19 protein-coding genes are annotated in these 21,368 nt (G+C 45.8%); all 19 read left to right on the forward strand.

From position 1 onward, the window contains the following. Positions 1-79: 79 nt before the first annotated feature. The 19 genes from yfmF to mutS all read left to right on the forward strand — a co-directional run bounded on the left by yfmF (position 80) and on the right by mutS (position 21,358). Positions 80-1,360, forward strand: coding sequence for an EF-P 5-aminopentanol modification-associated protein YfmF (gene yfmF, locus ACWJJS_RS09540; protein ID WP_014305019.1), 1,281 nt, complete (start codon positions 80-82; stop codon positions 1,358-1,360). Then, on the forward strand, positions 1,357-2,643 hold the full coding sequence (yfmH, locus tag ACWJJS_RS09545; protein ID WP_070081837.1) for an EF-P 5-aminopentanol modification-associated protein YfmH: 1,287 nt from the start codon (positions 1,357-1,359) through the stop codon (positions 2,641-2,643). Before yfmF ends, yfmH begins: the two co-directional genes overlap by 4 nt. A gap of 58 nt (positions 2,644-2,701) precedes the next feature. After that, positions 2,702-3,430 carry an elongation factor P 5-aminopentanone reductase gene (ymfI, locus tag ACWJJS_RS09550; protein ID WP_317461467.1) on the forward strand — a complete coding sequence of 243 codons (729 nt, stop codon included), beginning with the start codon at positions 2,702-2,704 and terminating at the stop codon, positions 3,428-3,430. A 75-nt stretch (positions 3,431-3,505) separates the two neighbouring features. Further along, on the forward strand, positions 3,506-3,763 hold the full coding sequence (locus ACWJJS_RS09555) for a DUF3243 domain-containing protein (protein ID WP_003154150.1): 258 nt from the start codon (positions 3,506-3,508) through the stop codon (positions 3,761-3,763). Positions 3,764-3,890: 127 nt separating this feature from the next. Beyond that, the gene (locus tag ACWJJS_RS09560) at positions 3,891-4,682 is read left to right on the forward strand and encodes a DUF3388 domain-containing protein (RefSeq protein ID WP_003154149.1); all 792 of its coding nucleotides are present in this window, start codon (positions 3,891-3,893) and stop codon (positions 4,680-4,682) included. A gap of 18 nt (positions 4,683-4,700) precedes the next feature. After that, positions 4,701-5,600, forward strand: coding sequence for a helix-turn-helix domain-containing protein (locus tag ACWJJS_RS09565; RefSeq protein ID WP_071391819.1), 900 nt, complete (start codon positions 4,701-4,703; stop codon positions 5,598-5,600). A gap of 73 nt (positions 5,601-5,673) precedes the next feature. Next, the gene (pgsA, locus tag ACWJJS_RS09570) at positions 5,674-6,255 is read left to right on the forward strand and encodes a CDP-diacylglycerol--glycerol-3-phosphate 3-phosphatidyltransferase (RefSeq protein WP_003154147.1); all 582 of its coding nucleotides are present in this window, start codon (positions 5,674-5,676) and stop codon (positions 6,253-6,255) included. Positions 6,256-6,272: 17 nt separating this feature from the next. After that, positions 6,273-7,523 carry a competence/damage-inducible protein A gene (locus ACWJJS_RS09575; RefSeq protein WP_454023506.1) on the forward strand — a complete coding sequence of 417 codons (1,251 nt, stop codon included), beginning with the start codon at positions 6,273-6,275 and terminating at the stop codon, positions 7,521-7,523. A 170-nt stretch (positions 7,524-7,693) separates the two neighbouring features. After that, positions 7,694-8,737: a recombinase RecA gene (gene recA, locus ACWJJS_RS09580; protein WP_102422481.1), complete on the forward strand. Its 1,044-nt coding sequence runs from the start codon at positions 7,694-7,696 to the stop codon at positions 8,735-8,737. Positions 8,738-8,904: 167 nt separating this feature from the next. Continuing rightward, the gene (locus ACWJJS_RS09585; protein ID WP_003154142.1) at positions 8,905-10,086 is read left to right on the forward strand and encodes a serine hydrolase domain-containing protein; all 1,182 of its coding nucleotides are present in this window, start codon (positions 8,905-8,907) and stop codon (positions 10,084-10,086) included. 292 nt (positions 10,087-10,378) lie between these two features. After that, entirely contained in the window at positions 10,379-11,938 is a 1,560-nt protein-coding gene (rny, locus tag ACWJJS_RS09590; RefSeq protein WP_003154140.1) for a ribonuclease Y, read from the forward strand. A gap of 60 nt (positions 11,939-11,998) precedes the next feature. After that, positions 11,999-12,793, forward strand: a complete 795-nt coding sequence (locus ACWJJS_RS09595) for a TIGR00282 family metallophosphoesterase (protein ID WP_003154137.1) — start codon at positions 11,999-12,001, stop codon at positions 12,791-12,793. Between the two features lie 199 nt (positions 12,794-12,992). After that, entirely contained in the window at positions 12,993-13,253 is a 261-nt protein-coding gene (gene spoVS, locus ACWJJS_RS09600; protein WP_003154135.1) for a stage V sporulation protein SpoVS, read from the forward strand. Positions 13,254-13,511: 258 nt separating this feature from the next. Continuing rightward, a complete protein-coding gene (gene tdh, locus ACWJJS_RS09605; protein WP_454023507.1) occupies positions 13,512-14,558 on the forward strand; it encodes an L-threonine 3-dehydrogenase in 1,047 nt (348 codons plus the stop codon). 12 nt (positions 14,559-14,570) lie between these two features. Beyond that, entirely contained in the window at positions 14,571-15,749 is a 1,179-nt protein-coding gene (locus ACWJJS_RS09610) for a glycine C-acetyltransferase (protein ID WP_454023554.1), read from the forward strand. 142 nt (positions 15,750-15,891) lie between these two features. Next, complete coding sequence (gene miaB, locus ACWJJS_RS09615) at positions 15,892-17,421, forward strand: tRNA (N6-isopentenyl adenosine(37)-C2)-methylthiotransferase MiaB (protein ID WP_003154116.1); 1,530 nt, start codon at positions 15,892-15,894, stop codon at positions 17,419-17,421. A gap of 2 nt (positions 17,422-17,423) precedes the next feature. After that, a complete protein-coding gene (locus ACWJJS_RS09620; RefSeq protein ID WP_003154113.1) occupies positions 17,424-17,855 on the forward strand; it encodes a RicAFT regulatory complex protein RicA family protein in 432 nt (143 codons plus the stop codon). Between the two features lie 253 nt (positions 17,856-18,108). Further along, positions 18,109-18,654 carry an outer spore coat protein CotE gene (gene cotE / locus ACWJJS_RS09625; protein ID WP_003154111.1) on the forward strand — a complete coding sequence of 182 codons (546 nt, stop codon included), beginning with the start codon at positions 18,109-18,111 and terminating at the stop codon, positions 18,652-18,654. Between the two features lie 118 nt (positions 18,655-18,772). Next, the gene (mutS, locus tag ACWJJS_RS09630) at positions 18,773-21,358 is read left to right on the forward strand and encodes a DNA mismatch repair protein MutS (RefSeq protein ID WP_094246926.1); all 2,586 of its coding nucleotides are present in this window, start codon (positions 18,773-18,775) and stop codon (positions 21,356-21,358) included. Positions 21,359-21,368: the final 10 nt, after the last annotated feature.

Here is a 21,368-nt window from a genome sequence, read left to right on the forward strand (position 1 = left end):
CATCTGCGCACTCTTTTTTGCGAATGCTGAAATTTGGTCATAATACATACTATTAAAGAATGAACGAAGGAGGTTTCACATGACTTATGTAAATGAAATGAAGTCAAAGCACGGCGGGATCACCGCCCATATCGTAAAGACTGAGAAATTTAAAACCGTTTCGCTGACGTTTAAAATGCTGGCTCCTTTAACGAAAGAGCTCGTAACAAAAAGGGCGCTGTTTCCGCATGTGCTTCTGCGCGGAACAGAAAGCCGCCCGAAAACCGCTGATCTGCGTTCTTATTTTGATGAGCTGTACGGCACATCCGTTTCAGCTGATCTGACAAAAAAGGGAGAACGTCATGTCATTACGTTCAGACTTGAGATTCCTAATGAAAAGTATCTGAAGGACCGCACACCGTTATTGGAAAAAGGCCTTCAGCTTTTATCAGAGCTTGTCTTTTCGCCCGCTTTGGAAAACGGCGCCTTCCTGCCCCTTTATGTCACGCAGGAAAAACGGACGCTGAAACAGCGGATTCAAGCCGTATATGATGATAAGATGAGATATTCTAATCTGCGTCTCGTTCAGGAAATGTGCAAAAGCGAACCGTATGCCCTTCACGTCAACGGCGAGTTCGATGATGTTGAACACATTACACCGCAAGATTTGTATGAAGCCTATCAAAAAGCCATACGCGAAGATCAGCTGGACCTGTACGTCATCGGCGATGTTGATTCAGATCAGGTGAAAACGGCCGTTGATACGTATTTTAAAACGGAAGAACGGGAGCTGCAGCCTTTTGAAAGAAGCGCGGCGAATGAACAGCCCGATCCGAAGGAAGTCATTGATGAAGAGGACGTCAAGCAGGGCAAGCTGAATATCGGATTCCGGACCAATACGACATATACAGATCCGGATTATCCGGCATTGCAGGTGTTTAACGGGCTGTTCGGGGGGTTCTCTCATTCAAAGCTGTTTATAAATGTCCGTGAAAAAGCGAGCCTCGCCTATTATGCAGCCTCAAGGGTGGAAAGCTTCAAAGGGCTTTTGATGGTCATGTCGGGCATTGAGGTGAAAAATTATAAGCAGGCCGTCACCATAATCGAAGAACAATTTCAGGCTATGCAAAACGGTGACTTTTCAGAGGACGATATCGCCCAAACGAAAGCCGTTATTAAAAACCAAGTGTTAGAAACGATTGATACGGCATACGGCTTAGCGGAATTTCTGTATCAGCAGGCTTCAGCCCAAGTGGAGATACCGATCGAAACTTTCCTCGACAATATCGAGAAAGTGACAAAAGAGGACATTATCAATGTCGGAAAGAACATTAAGCTGGATACGACTTATTTCTTAAAAGGGACGGGGGGAGCATCTTGACTAAACCGATAAACTTCGAACAGCTTCAGGAAACGCTGTATCATGAAAAAATGGCAAACGGCCTTGATGTCTATGTGCTGCCGAAACAGGGTTTTAATAAAACATACGCCGTGTTTACGACAAAGTACGGTTCCATTGACAATCAATTCGTTCCTTTAAATAAGGAAGAAATGGTACACGTCCCTGACGGAATCGCGCATTTTCTGGAGCATAAACTGTTTGAAAAAGCGGACGGCGACGTGTTTCAGGACTTCAGTAAGCAGGGGGCGTCGGCAAATGCCTTTACATCATTTACACGAACCGCTTATCTGTTCTCCAGCACTTCTAATGTAGAGAAAAACCTGGAAACACTCGTGGATTTTGTTCAGGACCCGTATTTCACGGAAAAATCAGTTGAAAAAGAAAAAGGCATCATCGGCCAGGAAATCAATATGTATGATGATAATCCGGATTGGCGGCTGTTTTTCGGCCTTATCGAAAATATGTATAAAGACCACCCCGTGAAAATTGACATTGCCGGAACGGTGGAGAGCATCTCTCATATTACGAAAGATCTGCTGTATGAGTGCTACGAAACGTTTTATCACCCGAGCAATATGCTGCTCTTTATCGTCGGTCCCGCAGATCCTGAAGCGGTCATCAGCCAGGTGCGGAAAAACCAGGAGAAAAAGCCGTTTACAGACCAGCCTGAAATCAAACGTAAAGAGGTTCAGGAGCAGGAAGCGGTTTTCCGCCGGGAGCAGGAATTAAAAATGAACGTGCAAGGCTCAAAATGTCTTGTCGGTTTAAAGGCGAAAGACCCTTATAAAACGGGGCGGGAGCTGTTGAAGCACGAGCTCAGCATGAACCTCATGCTTGAATGTCTCTTCGGAAAAAGCTCACCGCATTACGGCAACTTGTACGATAAAGGCTACATTGATGAAACCTTCAGCTTTGATTACACGGCTGAATACGGATTCGGTTTTGCCTCTGTCGGAGGAGATACACCGGAGCCGGATAAGCTCGCTGACGAATTAAAACAGATGCTGCTTGATGCAGAATCAGCCGTGACTGCGGAAAAACTTGACCTTGCGAGAAAAAAGAAAATCGGGTCATTTTTAAAAGCGCTCAATTCACCTGAATATATTGCCAACCAATTCACACGCTACGCCTTTTTAGATATGAGTCTGTTTGATGTCGTAACCGTACTGGAGCAGATCACCCTGGAAGACGTAAAGCGGGTCATTAAAGAAGAAATATCAGAAGACAGGCTGACAGTCTGCAAAGTCGTGCCAAAATCATAACAAAACATCCCTCACGCCCTGAGGGATGTTTTTCTGGGGAAAGAAGGAGTATTGATTGATGAAACAGACAGCGCTCGTAACCGGAGCAAGCGGCGGAATCGGACAAAGTATAAGTGAAGTCCTCGCAAAAAACGGATATGACGTCCTTTTGCATTATCATTCTAATAAGGAAGCCGCACACAGGCTTGCGGAAAGGCTGAGCGCATCATTCGGCGTAAAAGCCTCCGCTATTCAGGCTGATCTGTCCTCACCGGATGGCGCGGAGACACTCAGCCGCTCCGTTAAGCAGCCTGTGGACGCTTTGATATTAAACAGCGGCAAAAGTCATTTCGGCCTGATTACGGACGTTACGGATGACACGGCGCGGGAGATGGTGCAGCTGCATGTGACGAGTCCGTTTCTTTTGGCGCGTAATCTGGTGCCCGGCATGATCCGGAAAAAAAGCGGGAGCATCGTCGCGATCGGTTCCGTCTGGGGAGAAACAGGCGCATCGTGCGAGGTATTATACAGCATGGTCAAAGGAGCGCAGCATTCGTTCGTCAAAGCGCTTGCCAAAGAGCTCGCTCCGAGCGGCGTCCGCGTGAATGCAGTCTCGCCGGGTGCCGTTGATACAAATATGCTTGATCAGTTCACGTCTGATGAAAAAGAAGCGTTGGCAGATGAAATTCCCGCGGGCCGGCTGGCGAAGCCGGAGGAAATCGCCGAAGCGGCAGCCTTTTTATTATCGGACAAGGCTTCCTATATTACGGGGCATATATTATCCGTAAACGGCGGCTGGCACTGCTGAAAAAAATGTGTGTATAGTTTGCATCTGCACGGACAAAATAATTTTGTAACAACAGATGAAATGGAGGAACCCAACATGTCAGTATTAGAAAACTGGGATAATTGGAAGAATTTCCTTGGCGACAGATTGAACTATGCGCAGGAAAAAGGGATGAGTGATGAAACGATCACTGACCTCGCTACAGAAATCGGCGGTTACCTTGCGAACGAAGTCGACTCGAAAAACCATCAGGAAAAAGTGCTTGCTGATCTTTGGAGCGTTGCCTCTGAAGATGAACAGCGCGCCATCGCAAATATGATGGTGAAGCTTGTTGAAAATAACAGCACTCATTAAGAGGGGGGATTTCTCCTCTCTTTTTTTATGTTTTCCTCTATAGAGCAACATTCTTCTTTCTAATTAGAGAAAAATGTTTTATGATAAAGGAAGGTAAAAATTTGCCACAATGGAGGGGGTATATCATTTGGCAAAGCTCGAATGGTATTTTGAATATGAAATTCAAGTGAACCGCCCCGGCCTGCTCGGGGATATTTCATCTCTTCTAGGGATGCTGTCAATTAATATTGTCACAATTAACGGTGTCGACCTTTCCAGAAGGGGAATGCTGCTCAGATGCCGGCATATAGATCAAATTAAACGATTGGAATCAATTTTAAAAACAATGGAGACCATTAAAGTAACGAAGCTGAGAGAACCGAGGCTTCGCGACCGTCTCGCAGTCCGCCACGGAAGATACATTCAGCGTGATGCCGATGACAAAAAAACCTTCCGTTTTGAAAGGGACGAGCTCGGTCTTCTGGTTGACTTTATGGCCGAGCTGTTTAAAAAAGAAGGGCACAAACTGATCGGAATCCGAGGAATGCCGAGGGTCGGAAAAACGGAGTCCATCGTTGCGTCAAGCGTTTGTGCCAGCAAAAGATGGCTTTTCGTATCATCAACGCTGCTAAAACAAACGATCCGGAGCCAGCTGGTTGCCGATGAATACAGCACGGAAAACGTGTTTATCCTCGACGGCATCGTTTCGACAAGACGGGGATCTGAGCGCCATCTTCAGCTCGTCAGTGAAATTATGCGGCTTCCGGCGACAAAGGTCGTGGAGCACCCCGATATTTTTGTTCAAAATTCGGAGTATACGCTCGATGATTTCGATTATATTATCGAACTCAGAAATGATCCTGACGAAGTCATTACATATGAACATGCAGAAGAACCGCAAATGTTTGATCAGACCGGTTTTTCAAGCTTTGATTTTTAATATTGGAAGGTGTTTGTTGTGACAGAATTAGCAATCCGGCTTAAAGAAGCCAGAGAGGAAAAAGGGATGTCATTGGATGAACTCCAGGCGGCGACGAAAATTCAGAAAAGATACTTAACCGCTCTGGAAGAAGGCAATTATGACGTCATTCCCGGCAATTTTTATGTGCGGGCGTTTATCAAGCAATACGCTGAAGCTGTCGGGCTTGATTCAGATCAGTTATTTGAAGAATATAAAAAAGACATCCCTAACACGTACCATGACGATGTGTCGGAAAAAATCTCCGGTCTCGCCATGCAAAGGGAGCTTCCTAAGTCCGCTTCAAAGGCGGCGGAATGGCTTCCGACCGTCCTTGTCGTCATCGGTGTCATTATCGTCATCGCGATCATTTATGCGATTATTCAGTTCGGAATGAGCAAATCCGGGCAGACAGACGGAGATAAGGCCGTCACCCAAAGTGAGAGCAAGTATGAGATTCCTAAGGATTCTGCGCTGAAAAACGACGGCAATACAAACGACGAAGCGCAATCTGACAGCAAAAAAGACAAAAAGGATACAAAAGCGTCAGAGCAGAAAAAGAAAGAAAAAAGCAGTGATAAGACGGAGATCAAAGCGGCCGGAACGGAAGGCTCGGCTTCTTCATACAACGTCTCCGGGGCAGATAAGTATAAGCTTGAACTGATTGCTTCTGACAGCGCATGGATCCGCGTCCGTGATGACAGCGGCGGTTCTTTAAAAGAAGGAACGCTGCAAAAAGGCGAAACCTTTAAAAAAGACGTCACGGATCAAAAGCAGATTGAAATCCGCACGGGCTATGCCCCTAACCTGAAAATTAAAATCAACGGAGAGGTTCTGTCCTATGAACTCAATCCGCATGATGTGATGGCGCAGACCATCACAATCAAGATGAAAAAATAAAAGGGGAAAAGTCATCTGAACGATTAAGATGACTTTTTCTTCACGTCCGAGTACATATTATTGGAGGGGCTTTATGTTTAACTTACCGAATAAAATCACACTGGCAAGAATCGCTTTAATTCCTGTATTTATGATTATCATGCTTGTTCCTTTTCATTGGGGCAGCGTTCATATAGGGGATGAATCGATTCCGGTCGCGCATCTTACGGGAGCTGTTTTATTCATTATCGCATCAACGACTGACTGGGTGGATGGCTACTACGCCAGAAAACTGAACCTCGTGACAAACTTCGGGAAATTTTTAGATCCGCTGGCTGACAAACTGCTGGTGTCCGCGGCATTAATTACGCTTGTGCAATTTGACCTTGCGCCGGCGTGGATGGTCATCATCATCATCAGCCGCGAATTTGCCGTAACGGGATTAAGACTTGTGCTGGCGGGAACGGGGGAAGTTGTAGCCGCCAATATGCTGGGGAAAATTAAAACATGGGCCCAGATCATCGCTGTTGCCGCGCTTTTGCTGCATAATCTTCCGTTTGAGCTCGTTTCTTTCCCGTTCGGCGATATCGCTTTATGGGTGGCCGTGCTCTTCACAGTCATTTCCGGCTGGGATTATTTTGCGAAGAACTGGGATGCGTTAAAAACATCTAACTAAGGAAGAAGGACTTAAAGATGGAAATAGCAAAAAAAGCAGAAATCATTGCGGTCGGCTCGGAGCTTCTGCTCGGCCAGATCGCCAATACGAACGCGCAGTTTATCAGTAAAGAGCTGGCGGAAATCGGTGTAAACGTGTTTTACCATACCGCTGTCGGTGACAATCCGGAGCGGCTTAAGCAAGTCATCCGCATTGCCGAAGAGCGCTCAGACCTGATTATTTTTTCAGGCGGCCTCGGGCCGACCAAAGACGATTTAACGAAAGAAACCATTGCAAACACACTGGGGCGCCCGCTCGTTCTGAATGACGAAGCATTCCGGTCGATCGAAGAATATTTCGTGAAAACAAAACGGACCATGTCGCCGAATAACCGCAAACAGGCGCTCGTCATTGAGGGCTCGGACGTTTTGGCGAATCATTTCGGCATGGCGCCGGGAATGCTTGCAGAGCACGGCTCAAGGCTTTATATGCTGCTTCCCGGACCGCCGAGCGAGCTGCGTCCGATGTTTGAAAATGAAGCGAAACCGCTGCTTCTTAAAAAGCTTGGTTCTAATGAGAAAATCGTTTCAACCGTGCTGCGGTTTTTCGGAATCGGTGAATCCCAGCTTGAAGCTGATTTAGAAGATATCATTGACGCGCAGACGAATCCGACGATTGCGCCGCTTGCTGCTGACGGCGAGGTCACGCTGCGTTTAACGGCGAAACATGCTGACGAAAAAGAAACAGAACGGCTTTTAAAAGAAACGGAAGCCGCCATTTTAGAACGTGTCGGTGAATTTTTCTACGGATATGATGATACGTCCCTGGTGAAGGAGCTTTCAAAAGCATGCAGACAAAACAAAATCACGATTTCTTCTGCCGAAAGCTTTACAGGCGGCCTGTTTTCAGAGTGGGTGACTGATTTAAGCGGTGCGTCTCAACTATTTGCAGGGGGCGTTGTCTGCTATTCCGACAGCGTGAAACAGCATGTGCTCGGCGTGAAAGCTGAGACGCTCGCAGAAAGCGGAGCGGTCAGCAAAGAGTGTGCGAAAGAGCTTGCAGCCGGTGTGAGAAAGCTGACCGGAAGCGATATCGGCATCTGCTTTACCGGGGTTGCGGGTCCCGACCCGCAGGAAGGGCATGCGCCGGGCCGCGTCTTTATCGGCATTTCAGCGGAAGGAAAAGAAGAGGTGCACGAATTTCACTTTTCCGGCTCAAGAACCGGAATCAGAAAGCGCGCCGCTAAATACGGCTGCCATCTCATTTTAAAAATGCTGGATCAAAAATAAAGTTTTAAAGAGCCGTTTTCTCTGATTTTTAAGTTTTATAAGGGAAATTATGCTCTTTTGCAGAAAAGCGAACGCGGAAAAAATCCGAATATGCGTTCGCTTTTTTCTTGGCAAATGCCAGTAAACAAGGTATAGTATATGTAGTGGCAAGATAAAGGAGGAAAAAATAAATGAGTGATCGTCAGGCAGCCTTAGATATGGCTCTTAAGCAAATAGAAAAACAATTCGGCAAAGGTTCCATCATGAAGCTCGGAGAAAAAACGGATACAAGAATTTCAACGGTGCCAAGCGGCTCCCTTGCACTTGATACCGCTCTCGGAATAGGCGGATACCCGCGCGGACGGATTATTGAAGTATACGGACCTGAAAGTTCAGGTAAAACGACTGTAGCGCTTCACGCAATCGCTGAGGTTCAGGAAAAAGGCGGACAGGCCGCATTTATTGATGCTGAGCATGCTCTTGATCCTGTTTACGCGCAAAAGCTCGGTGTCAATATCGAAGAGCTTCTGCTTTCTCAGCCGGATACGGGAGAGCAGGCGCTTGAGATTGCTGAAGCGCTGGTGCGAAGCGGAGCTGTTGATATCGTAGTCGTTGACTCTGTTGCGGCGCTTGTTCCAAAAGCTGAAATTGAAGGTGACATGGGTGATTCACACGTCGGTTTACAGGCGCGTCTTATGTCTCAGGCGCTCCGTAAGCTTTCCGGCGCTATCAATAAATCTAAAACAATCGCAATCTTTATTAACCAGATTCGTGAAAAAGTCGGCGTTATGTTCGGAAATCCGGAGACGACACCGGGCGGCCGCGCGCTGAAATTCTATTCTTCCGTGCGTCTTGAAGTGCGCCGTGCCGAGCAATTAAAGCAGGGTAACGACGTCATGGGGAATAAAACGAGAATTAAAGTCGTAAAAAACAAAGTCGCTCCTCCGTTCCGTACGGCTGAAGTGGACATTATGTACGGTGAAGGAATCTCCAAAGAAGGGGAAATCATCGACCTTGGAACTGAACTGGATATCGTGCAAAAAAGCGGTTCGTGGTATTCTTATGAAGAAGAACGCCTCGGTCAGGGCCGTGAAAACGCCAAGCAGTTCTTAAAAGAAAATAAAGACATCATGCTGATGATTCAGGAACAAATCCGTGAACATTACGGTTTAGACAATAACGGTGTAACGGACAAAGCGGAAGAAGTTCAGGCAGAGATGGAATTAGAAGAATAAAAACACGATCAAAAGAGCGGAGTAAGCAATTTCCGCTCTTTTTTTTGTGTGTTTCAAAAAACACTGGCTGTTTCGGAAAATTTTATCTGGAATGTTACAACTTTTTTCACCCTTCACTCGTCTAACATCATGGCGAAAGTTGAAATTATATCTGAGGAGGAAAAAAGATGACGAGCCCCCGCCGCACAAGAATAAATAAAAAAAGAAAGAAGAAGCTGATGAAAACGGGAGGGCTGTTTCTTTTTCTGCTGCTTGTCACTGTTTTTATTATGATCTGGACCGTCACAGCGCATCATCGGGAGAAAGAATCCGTTAAAAACGCTCCCGCCGCTCAATCTGATACTTCAAAAGACCAGACTCAACAGAAAAAAGAAAAGACGCAAAAAGAGAAAACACCTAAATCAATCGATCACAATAAACAGATCAGCAATTACTTGCAACAGATCGGGTTCAGCGGCACAGCAATGATCGTAAAAGATGGAAAAGTTGTGCTGAAAAAAGGCTTTGGCTATGCGGACCGAAAACAAAAAATTAAAAACAATCCGGAGACATCATATTATATCGGTTCTTCACAAAAAGCGTTAATCGCGACGGCTGTCCTGCAGCTTGAAGAAAAAGGGCTGCTGCAGACGAGTGACCCCGTCAGTACATACTTGCCGAATTTTCCTAACGGCACGCGCATTACATTGAAAAACCTGCTCAATCATACGTCCGGCATAAACGGGCATATTGAGGGTCGGGGACCGATTTCTCCAATTGATTTAATCAAGGATATAGAATACCGCGGAATTAAACGGCAGCCCGGGGTTTGGGATTACAGGGATTCCAACTATTCAGTGCTTGCTTATATCGTATCTCAGGTCAGCGGGGAGTCTTATGAACAATATATAAAAGAACACGTGTTCAAACCGGCCGGAATGAAGCATGCCGGATTTTACAAAACATTTGCTGAAGCCAAATATCCTGCCGTCGGCTACAAAGTCGATGAGAGCGGCAGTCTTGTAACGCCGCACCTTTTGGATTTATCGCAGCTGTACGGGGCGGGCGATATGTATATGAGCGCTGAAGATCTCTATAAATTTGATAAAGCGATCGTAAACGGCACGCTCCTTTCAAAAGAAAGCTTCACAAAAATGTTTACAGCAGGAAGCAGTGCCGCTTACGGGATGGGGTTTTACATTGATCCGGGAAGCTATTCCAATCACGGTGTTATGCCCGGTTACAACATTTTGAACAGCTTCAGCCATTCGGCAAGCAAATATGTCATATTACTGTCAAACATTCAGAATAACGCCAAATTAGGACAGGTAAACAATAGAATTTACCAATTGCTTAACCAGGCGGACTGACAGAGCCGTCATTCACGAAAAGCGGAGGAAGGTATGGTATGATATATACATGGGCGACGATCCGAGCTGAAGGCGAATCGTTAAGCTGGCAAGCTTGACAAGTATTTCCGACACAATTACAATGAAGTTGTAACATTTGTTTTTTTAACATGATTGTTAAACCATTTAAACTTGACAAGGGCATGAGAGACTCATTCCCTGTGAAGGTTCTGTATGTTGAGAAAATCAGACAATGTACATGCCGGCACTTATTTAAGCAAAAACCAAGTTCATAGCAAGAGGAGGTGAAAGTATGACCCCAATGACGGTTCTCATCTCCATTTTGCTGACTCTGCTCGGTTTAGTTGTTGGCTACTATGTTCGTAAAACCATTGCCGAAGCAAAGATTGCGGGCGCACGCGGTGCTGCCGAGCAAATCCTTGAAGATGCAAAGCGTGATGCTGAAGCACTGAAAAAAGAAGCTCTGCTTGAAGCAAAGGACGAAATCCATACACTTCGAATAGATGCTGAACAGGAAGTTCGTGAAAGACGAAATGAGCTTCAAAAACAAGAAAACCGTTTACTTCAAAAAGAAGAAAATCTTGACCGTAAACACGAAGGAATTGATAAACGGGAAGCGATGTTGGAGAAGAAAGATCATTCTCTGAATGAACGACAACAACATATTGAAGAGATGGAAAGCAAAGTGGATGAGATGATTCGTATGCAGCAGTCAGAACTCGAACGCATTTCGAGCCTGACACGGGATGAAGCGAAACAAATCATTCTTGACCGGGTTGAAAATGAGCTTTCACATGACATCGCCATCATGACAAAAGAAACCGAAAACCGTGCGAAAGAAGAGGCAGATAAAAAGGCGAAAAACATTCTGTCGCTTGCTTTGCAGCGCTGTGCAGCAGATCATGTTGCCGAAACGACGGTATCGGTCGTCAATCTTCCGAATGATGAGATGAAAGGACGTATCATCGGCCGTGAAGGGCGTAACATTCGTACGCTTGAAACGCTTACAGGTATTGACCTGATTATTGATGACACACCTGAAGCAGTCATTCTTTCCGGATTTGATCCGATCAGACGGGAGACGGCAAGAATCGCTCTTGATAAACTCGTTCAGGATGGCCGTATTCATCCGGCGCGCATTGAAGAAATGGTTGAAAAATCCCGCCGTGAGGTTGATGACTATATCCGGGAAATGGGTGAGCAGACGACGTTTGAAGTCGGCGTTCACGGACTCCACCCGGATCTGATCAAGATCCTCGGCCGGTTGAAATTCCGTACAAGCTACGGGCAGAACGTACTGAAACATTCTATGGAAGTTGCGTTTTTAGCCGGTTTAATGGCTTCCGAGCTTGGAGAAGATGCAAAGCTTGCCAAGCGGGCCGGTCTTCTGCATGACATCGGTAAAGCAATTGACCATGAAGTGGAAGGAAGCCACGTGGAAATCGGAGTGGAGCTTGCGACCAAATATAAAGAGCATCCAGTCGTCATTAACAGTATTGCGTCACACCACGGAGACGAAGAGCCGACTTCCATTATCGCCGTTCTGGTCGCTGCCGCTGATGCACTGTCAGCCGCAAGACCGGGCGCGAGAAGTGAAACGCTCGAAAACTATATCCGCAGACTTGAAAAGCTTGAAGAAATCTCCGAGTCTTACGAAGGTGTTGAAAAATCATTTGCGATTCAGGCCGGCCGTGAAGTTCGCATCATGGTGAAACCGGACTCCATTAATGATTTAGAAGCCCATCGTTTGGCGCGTGATATCCGTAAACGAATTGAGGACGAGCTTGATTATCCGGGACACATTAAAGTGACCGTGATCAGAGAAACTCGAGCCGTAGAGTATGCAAAATAAAGTGATGCTTAGCGCATCACTTTATTTTTTTGAGTCCCTGAAAAGGAAGGAATGGAATGTATGAGAATTTTATTTATCGGAGATGTTGTCGGTTCCCCGGGCCGCGACATGGTAAAAGAATATGTCCCGAAACTGAAAGCGAAACATAAACCGCATTTTACAATTATTAACGGAGAAAATGCAGCACACGGAAAAGGACTGACGGAAAAGATCTACCACAGCCTGATGGAAGCGGGAGCAGATGCCATTACAATGGGAAACCATACGTGGGATAAAAGAGAGATCTTCGACTTTATTGATGATGTGCCGCATCTTGTCCGGCCGGCGAATTTCCCGGAAGGTACGCCGGGCAAAGGCATTACTTATATTAAATCGAACGGAAAAGAGCTTGCCGTCATTAATTTACAGGGACGGACGTTTCTTCCGCCGCTTGATGATCCGTTTGCTAAAGCGGATGAATTAATAGAAGAAGCGAAAAAGCGCACGCCGTACATTTTTATTGATTTTCACGCCGAAGCGACAAGCGAAAAAATTGCGATCGGCTGGTACACAGACGGAAGAGCCTCTGCCGTGGTAGGCACCCATACACACGTGCAAACGGCAGATAACCGCATTTTGCCGAAAGGAACGGCATATATTACTGATGTAGGCATGACGGGTCCGTACGACGGAATTCTCGGTATGGACAGAGAAACGGTCATCAAGCGGTTTAAAACCAATCTTCCCGTCCGGTTTACGGTGGCGGAAGGTAAAACTACGCTGAGCGGAGTGCTCATTGACATCGACGATCAAACGAAAAAGGCCGTAAATATCGAACGGATATTAATCAATGATGACCATATGTTCTTTGAATAGGTGATCATGTGTTTATTTTATAAAAATATTAAAAGGAAAAGCAGGAATATAGCAACTTCTTAGTGAATATAGTAGAAATGGAAGGTAGCCCGCTATTTTTGAAAAGCATTGTGGGGATGGCTTTTTGGATAGCAACATCTAATAATGATTGTTCTAATGAACACTCACTTATCCATTGTAAAACTAAGGGGGAGCAGAAATGGAAATCTTAAAAGTTTCAGCAAAATCAAGTCCAAATTCAGTAGCAGGCGCGCTTGCCGGCGTATTGAGGGAACGCGGAGCCGCCGAAATTCAAGCAATTGGGGCGGGTGCCTTAAACCAGGCTGTTAAAGCGGTTGCGATTGCCAGAGGCTTTGTCGCGCCAAGCGGCGTAGATTTGATTTGTATTCCGGCTTTTACAGATATACAGATTGACGGAGAAGAAAGAACGGCGATTAAGTTAATCGTCGAACCCCGTTAAAAACAAAAACATGTACATTCTCAACCTGCTTGCGTAAGGCGAGCAGGTTGTTTTTATTGCTGTCATATTTTCTCACAATATTATATTGATAGTACGAAGAGATGATAAATGGCTTTATTCATATAATATTCAAAAAAAATCCCGCCCATTTTTCCGGACGGAAGCAGTTGTTTTCCTCGAGTGGACACTGGTATTTACCTCCTTTTTATCTCATGTTACAATCCAGTTATTACAGTGTTTTTTCGAGGAGGAGTGTACATGTTGGGAGGAAAGATGAAAGCTATCGTTAAAAATGAAAACGCTTTCGGAGCAACACTGAAAGAAATTCCCATACCTTCCATTAATGAGAATGAAGTTCTCATTAAAGTACAGGCCGCATCTATATGCGGTACAGATGTGCATATTTATAATTGGGATCAATGGGCGCAGAAACGAATCAAAACACCTCAAGTATTCGGACATGAATTCAGCGGTATCGTAGCGGAAACGGGCAAGCGCGTCACAAATGTCAAAATAGGTGACTACGTTTCGGCTGAAACCCACTTCGTCTGCGGTACTTGTGTCCCGTGTTTAACAGGAAAACATCATGTGTGCACCCATACAAAGATCCTCGGCGTAGATACAGCCGGCTCCTTCGCTGAATATGTCAAAGTGCCGGCCCGAAATGTTTGGAAAAACCCCGCTGATATGGACCCCGCCGTCGCCTCTGTTCAAGAGCCGCTTGGCAACGCGGTGCATACGGTGCTGGAAAGCAGCCGGCTTGCGGGCGGTTCCGCTGCAATTATCGGCTGCGGACCGATCGGGCTGATGGCGGTGGCGGTGGCTAAAGCGGCCGGTGCATCCCGTATTGCGGCCATTGATAAAAATGATTACAGGCTGGCTCTTGCGAAGAAATTGGGAGCTGCGATCACCATTTCAGCTGATGAGGAAGATCCGCTTGAGGTGATCGACACCTTAACAGGCGGAGAAGGGATCGACCTTGTCTGCGAAATGTCAGGCCACCCGGCAGCCATAACACAAGGATTAAAGATGGCCGCCAACGGGGGGAGGTTCCACATGCTGAGTCTGCCGGAACGTCCGGTGACGGTTGACCTGACAAATGACGTGGTGTTTAAAGGACTTACCGTCCAAGGCATCACAGGCAGAAAAATGTTTGAAACATGGCGGCAGGTATCGCACCTGCTTGAATCCGGCCTTGTTGATCTGACGCCGGTGATCACGCATCAGTTTCCGCTTGAAGACTTTGAAAAAGGGTTTGACCTGATGAGAAAGGGACAGTGCGGCAAAGTCATTTTGATTCCATAAGGGGAGGATTCTATAATGAAAGAATTTGAATTTCTAAAAGCAGAGCTTGATAAAATGAAAGAAAATAAAACGTGGCAGCAAATGAAACAAATTGATACGAAGCAGGGTCCGTCGGTTGAAGTCAAAGGGGAAAACGTGATACAGCTTTCATCGAACAATTATCTCGGTTTGACGTCGCATCCGAGACTTGTCGAAGCGGCCAAACGCGCCGCGGAAGAATTCGGAGCGGGTACGGGGTCCGTCCGTACAATCGCCGGAACATTCAAAATGCACAATGAGCTGGAGAAAAAATTGGCAACCTTTAAAAAAACAGAAGCGGCACTTGTTTTTCAATCGGGGTTCACAACGAATCAGGGCGTCTTATCAAGCATTCTTACAAAAGAAGATATCGTGATCTCTGACGAACTGAACCATGCTTCCATTATTGACGGAATCAGGCTGACAAAAGCAGATAAAAAGGTGTACCGCCATGTTGATATGGACGATTTGGAAAGGGTGCTGAAAAAATCAATGAATTACCGCATGCGCCTGATCGTCACCGACGGCGTATTCTCAATGGACGGCAACATCGCTCCTTTGCCTGACATCGTCAAACTTGCAGAGGCGTACGATGCCTTTGTGATGGTCGACGACGCGCATGCTTCCGGCGTACTCGGAAAAAACGGAAGGGGAACGGTTAATCACTTCGGGCTTGACGGAAGAGTCCACATACAAGTGGGCACATTAAGCAAAGCCATCGGAGTGCTTGGCGGTTACGCCGCAGGGTCGCAGGTTCTGATCGATTACCTGCGCCATAAAGGGCGCCCTTTCTTATTCAGCACTTCTCATCCGCCTGCGGTAACGGCCGCATGCATAGAAGCCATTGACGTCCTGCTGGAAGAGCCGGAGCATATGGAAAAGCTATGGGAGAACACGGCGTATTTCAAAGACAAACTGGTTCAAATGGGGCTGACCCTCACAAAAAGCGAAACACCGATCGTGCCGATATTAATAGGGGAGGAAGAAAAAGCCCAGGCATTATCAGACCTTTTATTGACCCGCGGCGTGTTTGCGCAAAGCATCGTGTACCCGACGGTCGCCCAAGGAAAAGCGAGAATCCGCACCATTATTACGGCGGAGCATACAAAAGAGGAGCTTGACCGGGCCCTGGAAGTAATCCGTTCAGCCGCAAAAGAGCTTCAGCTTGTGTAAGGGGGAAATGATTCCCTCTTTTTTATTTCTTATTGATTCTTATTCTCAATAAGGTGTACAATAATAGGCTGGCGGTTGTGCCAAACGCTTTTAACCAGTATACTTGAGGGTGGAAGTTTCGGTTGAAAGGAGACATTCGAACATGAATGAAAAGCAAAAGCAGGAAAGCGGACAAGTGAATCCGGCGGACAAAAAATCCGAAAAGGATTACAGCAAGTATTTTGAAGCCGTATATATTCCGCCTTCTTTAAAAGATGCGAAAAAACGGGGCAAAGAATCCGTTCAATATCATAACGATTTTAAAATCTCTGAAGAATTTAAAGGCCTCGGTGAAGGCAGGAAATTTTATATCCGCACGTACGGATGCCAAATGAACGAGCATGATACGGAAGTCATGGCGGGTATTTTTATGGCGCTCGGTTATGAAGCGACAAATTCGGTTGATGACGCGAACGTTATTTTATTAAACACTTGCGCCATCCGGGAAAACGCTGAAAACAAAGTGTTCGGAGAGCTCGGCCATTTAAAGGCGCTCAAAAAAAATAACCCGGACTTGATTCTCGGCGTCTGCGGCTGCATGTCACAGGAAGAATCAGTCGTAAACCGCATCCTTAAGAAGCATCCGTTTGTCGATATGATTTTCGGCACACACAACATTCACCGTCTGCCGGAACTGTTATCAGAGGCATATTTATCAAAAGAGATGGTCATTGAAGTGTGGTCGAAGGAAGGGGATGTCATTGAGAACCTTCCGAAAGTCCGCAACGGAAAAATTAAAGGCTGGGTCAACATTATGTACGGCTGCGACAAGTTCTGCACATACTGCATCGTACCGTATACCCGCGGAAAAGAACGAAGCCGCCGTCCTGAGGAAATTATCCAGGAAGTCAGAAGACTTGCAAGCGAAGGCTATAAAGAAATCACGCTGCTCGGTCAAAACGTGAATGCGTATGGAAAAGATTTTGAGGATATGACGTACGGTCTCGGTGATTTAATGGACGAACTGCGTAAAATTGATATTCCGAGAATCCGGTTCACGACGAGTCATCCGCGTGACTTTGATGATCATCTGATCGAAGTGCTAGCCAAAGGCGGCAACCTTTTAGACCATATCCATCTTCCGGTTCAATCGGGAAGCTCAGCGATGTTAAAAATGATGGCCCGTAAATATGACCGAGAACGCTATCTGGAGCTTGTCGGAAAAATTAAAGCGGCGATGCCGAACGCTTCACTGACGACCGATATTATTGTCGGTTTTCCGAATGAAACGGATGAACAATTTGAAGAAACGCTTTCGTTATATCGCGAAGTGGAATTTGACAGCGCATATACGTTTATTTACTCTCCTCGTGAAGGCACACCAGCGGCGAAGATGAAAGACAATGTTCCGATGAGGGTCAAGAAAGAACGTCTTCAGCGCCTCAATGATTTGGTGAAAGAAATTTCAGCCAAAAAAATGAAGGAATATGAAGGCAGGACTGTCGAAGTATTAGTTGAGGGAGAAAGCAAAAATAACCCTGACATTCTTGCCGGCTATACGGAAAAAAGCAAGCTCGTCAACTTCAAAGGGCCGAAAGACGCCATCGGCAAGATTGTACGCGTCAAAATCGAACAGGCGAAAACATGGTCGCTTGACGGTGTGATGGCAGGAGAAGCAATCGAGGTGAAATAATAATGACGCTTTACTCAAAGAAAGACATTGTACAGCAGGCTAGGAACCTTGCGAAAATGATTTCTGAAACAGAAGAAGTTGATTTTTTCAAACGCGCCGAGGCGCAGATTAACGAAAATGAAAAAGTCTCTGCGATTATTAATCAGATTAAAACCCTGCAAAAGCAAGCCGTTAACCTGAAGCACTACGAAAAGCTTGAAGCGCTGAAACAAGTGGAAAGTAAAATTGACGCCCTGCAGGAAGAGCTTGAAGGGATTCCGATCATTCAGGAATTCAGAGATTCCCAGATTGAGGTCAATGACCTTCTTCAGCTTGTCGCACATACGATCTCAAATCAGGTGACAAACGAAATCATTACATCTACCGGAGGCAACCTGCTGACGGGAGAAACCGGTTCAAAAGTAAAACATTCGAATAACAGCTGTTCTATTTAAACACGGGGCCTTCATCGGCCCGTGTTTTTTTGCTGTTTGAGAACTAATTGTAATATGTACTAAATTTTCATTGTCTCAACGTTTTGTCCTATTTTTACTGGAAAGTTTTATCATACTTAAAAGTAAAGTTTCTGGGCAGGGCTGCATACAATGAAACAGAAACTTTGTATTTTTATATTTTTATTATAAAAATGCACATGAGACAAATGCCCAGCATAAGATAACACGAAGAAGAACAAGGAGGCCTGCCGGAATGTCTGAATACAGGGAAATTATTACGAAAGCGGTAGTTGCGAAAGGAAGAAAATTCACCCAATGCACCAACACGATCTCGCCTGGAGAAAAACCGTCAAGTATATTGGGCGGCTGGATTATCAACCACAAGTACGATGCCGAAAAGATCGGGAAGACTGTAGAAATTGAAGGGTATTATGATATAAACGTCTGGTACTCTTACGCCGATAATACAAAAACGGAAGTTGTAACCGAGAGAGTAAAGTATGTCGATGTGATTAAACTCAGATACAGAGACACAAATTACTTAGATGACGAACACGAAGTCATTGCCAAAGTGCTGCAGCAGCCGAATTGTCTTGAAGTCACCATTTCTCCTAACGGAAATAAAATCGTGGTTCAGGCAGAGAGAGAATTTTTAGCAGAAGTGGTCGGTGAAACGAAAGTCGTCGTCGAAGTCAATCCTGACTGGGAAGAAGACGATGATGATGATTGGGAAGACGATCTTGATGAAGAATTAGAGGACATTAACCCTGAATTTTTAGTCGGAGATCCTGAAGAATAAGTTGAGGCTAGGGGAGTTTAACACCCCAAGTCTCTTTTTTATATATAAAGATATCACTCTTTTGTTTATGTTATAATGGGATTCGGATAAGAGAAGATACATAGTGAGGGATTAAATGATGGCTAGTTACACGCCTATGATACAGCAATATTTGAAGATAAAGGCAGAGCACCAAGATGCCTTTTTATTTTTTCGGCTTGGTGACTTTTATGAAATGTTTTTTGAAGATGCAAAAAAAGCGTCGCAAGAGCTTGAAATTACACTGACAAGCAGAGACGGAGGTTCGGCTGATAAAATTCCGATGTGCGGCGTGCCGTATCATTCTGCGGCGGCTTATATTGAACAGCTGATTAAAAAGGGCTATAAAGTGGCGATCTGTGAGCAGACGGAAGATCCGAAGGCGGCTAAAGGCGTTGTAAAAAGAGAAGTCGTCCAGCTGATCACCCCGGGAACCGTGATGGATGGAAAAGGCATCCATGAGTCGGAAAACAACTTTATCGCTTCCGTTTCCGAATTTCGTAACGGATACGGTCTCGCTTTATCGGACTTAACGACCGGAGAAAACCTGGCCGTATTTATTGAGCGGATTGAAGATGTCATGTCAGAAATTTACTCAGTCGGCGCAAAGGAAATTGTCGTATCAAGCAAGTTTAACGAACATACAGCTGCTCAGCTGAAAGAACGGTGCAGCGCAACGATTTCGATCGAAGACGGGGAAATAACAGAACGCATTGAAATCGCAAAGCACTTGCCGGGCGAAGAGCTGACAGAGACGTTTATGCGTTTATATACGTATTTGCAGAAAACGCAAAAACGGAGCCTGGATCATCTGCAGCCGGTTCAAGTATATGAATTGGAAGAAGCGATGAAAATTGACCTGTATTCAAAACGGAATCTTGAGCTCACGGAAACGATCCGTTCGAAAAGCAAAAAAGGGTCATTGCTTTGGCTTTTAGACGAGACGAAAACAGCGATGGGCGGCCGGCTTCTCAAACAATGGATTGACCGTCCGCTGATCAGGGCATCCCAAATCGAAGAACGCCAGGAAATGGTCGAGACGCTGATCAATCATCTGTTTGAGCGTGAAGATCTGCGCGAGCGCCTGAAGGAAGTATACGATTTAGAACGTCTGGCGGGCCGGGTCGCATTCGGAAACGTCAACGCAAGGGATTTAATCCAGCTGAAAGAATCTTTAAAACAAGTGCCGAGCATTAAAGAGCTTGTAGGGTCTCTTAACCATAAAAAAGCAAAAGAACGCGCCGGCTTGATTGATCCGTGCGGAGATTTGCTTGACCTGTTAGAAGAAGCCCTTCATGAAAACCCGCCGTTATCGTTAAAAGAAGGCAACTTAATTAAAGACGGCTATCATCAGAAGCTCGATGAGTACCGTGACGCCAGCAAAAACGGTAAAGACTGGATTGCCAGACTGGAGCAGCAGGAACGCGCTTATACGGGCATCCGTTCATTAAAGGTCGGTTTCAATAAAGTGTTCGGCTATTATATTGAAGTCACAAAAGCAAACCTTCATCTGCTTGAGGACGGGCGGTATGAGCGGAAGCAGACCCTCACAAACGCCGAACGGTACATTACGCCGGAATTGAAGGAAAAAGAAGCGCTTATTTTAGAAGCGGAAAACAACATCTGCGAGCTGGAATATGAGCTTTTTGCCGGACTGCGTGAAAAGGTGAAACAATTTATTCCGCGTCTGCAGCGTCTTGCCAAACAAATGAGTGAGCTGGATGCGCTGCAATGCTTTGCTACGATCAGTGAAAACAGGCATTACACAAAGCCCGTCTTTTCTGATAATGAAGTAAAAGTCATTGAAGGGAGACACCCCGTCGTCGAAAAGGTGATGGACAGTCAAGAATACGTGCCGAACAACTGCCTGATGGGCGATTCGCGGGAAATGCTCCTGATTACGGGTCCGAATATGTCAGGTAAAAGCACGTACATGAGACAGATCGCACTTCTATCGATCATGGCCCAGATCGGCTGTTTTGTACCCGCAAAAGAAGCGGTTCTGCCGATTTTTGATCAAATCTTCACGAGAATCGGGGCAGCGGATGATTTGATTTCCGGACAAAGCACCTTTATGGTGGAAATGCTGGAAGCGAAAAACGCGATTGTGAACGCCACAAAAGACAGCCTGATCCTGTTTGATGAAATCGGCCGCGGGACATCAACGTACGACGGAATGGCGCTGGCACAGGCGATTATTGAATATGTTCATGATCATATCGGCGCTAAAACACTGTTCAGCACGCATTATCATGAGCTGACGGTGCTTGAAGATAAGCTTCCTCAGCTGAAAAACGTTCATGTGCGCGCAGAGGAATATAACGGAACGGTCGTGTTTCTCCATCAAATCAAAGAAGGAGCCGCAGATAAAAGTTACGGCATTCATGTCGCCCAGCTTGCGGAGCTTCCGGACGATCTGATCAGCCGGGCGCAGGAGATTTTGAAACAGCTTGAGCAGACGGGAGATAAACCGGAGCTTCCGGCGGCACCTGAGAAAAAGCCCGCCGTCAAAGAAGAACCGGCACAGCTGTCCTTTTTTGCTGACGGTGAAAAAGAACAGAAGACACCGGCTGTTTCTAATAAAGAAAAACAAGTGCTTGAAGCTTTTAAGTCAATCAATATTCTCGATATGACGCCGCTTGAGGCGATGAATGAAATGTACAAGCTGCAAAAAAAATTAAAATAGAAAGAGGTGA

This window comes from Bacillus sp. JK106, assembly GCF_053663355.1.

Excerpts from the sequence above, each read along its gene's own strand:
- rny (WP_003154140.1), top strand. The coding sequence starts at position 10,379 with ATGACCCCAATGACGGTTCTCATCTCCATTTTGCTGACTCTGCTCGGT.
- yfmF (WP_014305019.1), top strand. The coding sequence starts at position 80 with ATGACTTATGTAAATGAAATGAAGTCAAAGCACGGCGGGATCACCGCC.
- mutS (WP_094246926.1), top strand. The coding sequence starts at position 18,773 with ATGGCTAGTTACACGCCTATGATACAGCAATATTTGAAGATAAAGGCA.
- tdh (WP_454023507.1), top strand. The coding sequence starts at position 13,512 with ATGTTGGGAGGAAAGATGAAAGCTATCGTTAAAAATGAAAACGCTTTC.
- ACWJJS_RS09620 (WP_003154113.1), top strand. The coding sequence starts at position 17,424 with ATGACGCTTTACTCAAAGAAAGACATTGTACAGCAGGCTAGGAACCTT.
- recA (WP_102422481.1), top strand. The coding sequence starts at position 7,694 with ATGAGTGATCGTCAGGCAGCCTTAGATATGGCTCTTAAGCAAATAGAA.
- pgsA (WP_003154147.1), top strand. The coding sequence starts at position 5,674 with ATGTTTAACTTACCGAATAAAATCACACTGGCAAGAATCGCTTTAATT.
- ymfI (WP_317461467.1), top strand. The coding sequence starts at position 2,702 with ATGAAACAGACAGCGCTCGTAACCGGAGCAAGCGGCGGAATCGGACAA.
- cotE (WP_003154111.1), top strand. The coding sequence starts at position 18,109 with ATGTCTGAATACAGGGAAATTATTACGAAAGCGGTAGTTGCGAAAGGA.
- ACWJJS_RS09595 (WP_003154137.1), top strand. The coding sequence starts at position 11,999 with ATGAGAATTTTATTTATCGGAGATGTTGTCGGTTCCCCGGGCCGCGAC.
- miaB (WP_003154116.1), top strand. The coding sequence starts at position 15,892 with ATGAATGAAAAGCAAAAGCAGGAAAGCGGACAAGTGAATCCGGCGGAC.
- ACWJJS_RS09585 (WP_003154142.1), top strand. The coding sequence starts at position 8,905 with ATGACGAGCCCCCGCCGCACAAGAATAAATAAAAAAAGAAAGAAGAAG.
- ACWJJS_RS09555 (WP_003154150.1), top strand. The coding sequence starts at position 3,506 with ATGTCAGTATTAGAAAACTGGGATAATTGGAAGAATTTCCTTGGCGAC.
- spoVS (WP_003154135.1), top strand. The coding sequence starts at position 12,993 with ATGGAAATCTTAAAAGTTTCAGCAAAATCAAGTCCAAATTCAGTAGCA.
- ACWJJS_RS09575 (WP_454023506.1), top strand. The coding sequence starts at position 6,273 with ATGGAAATAGCAAAAAAAGCAGAAATCATTGCGGTCGGCTCGGAGCTT.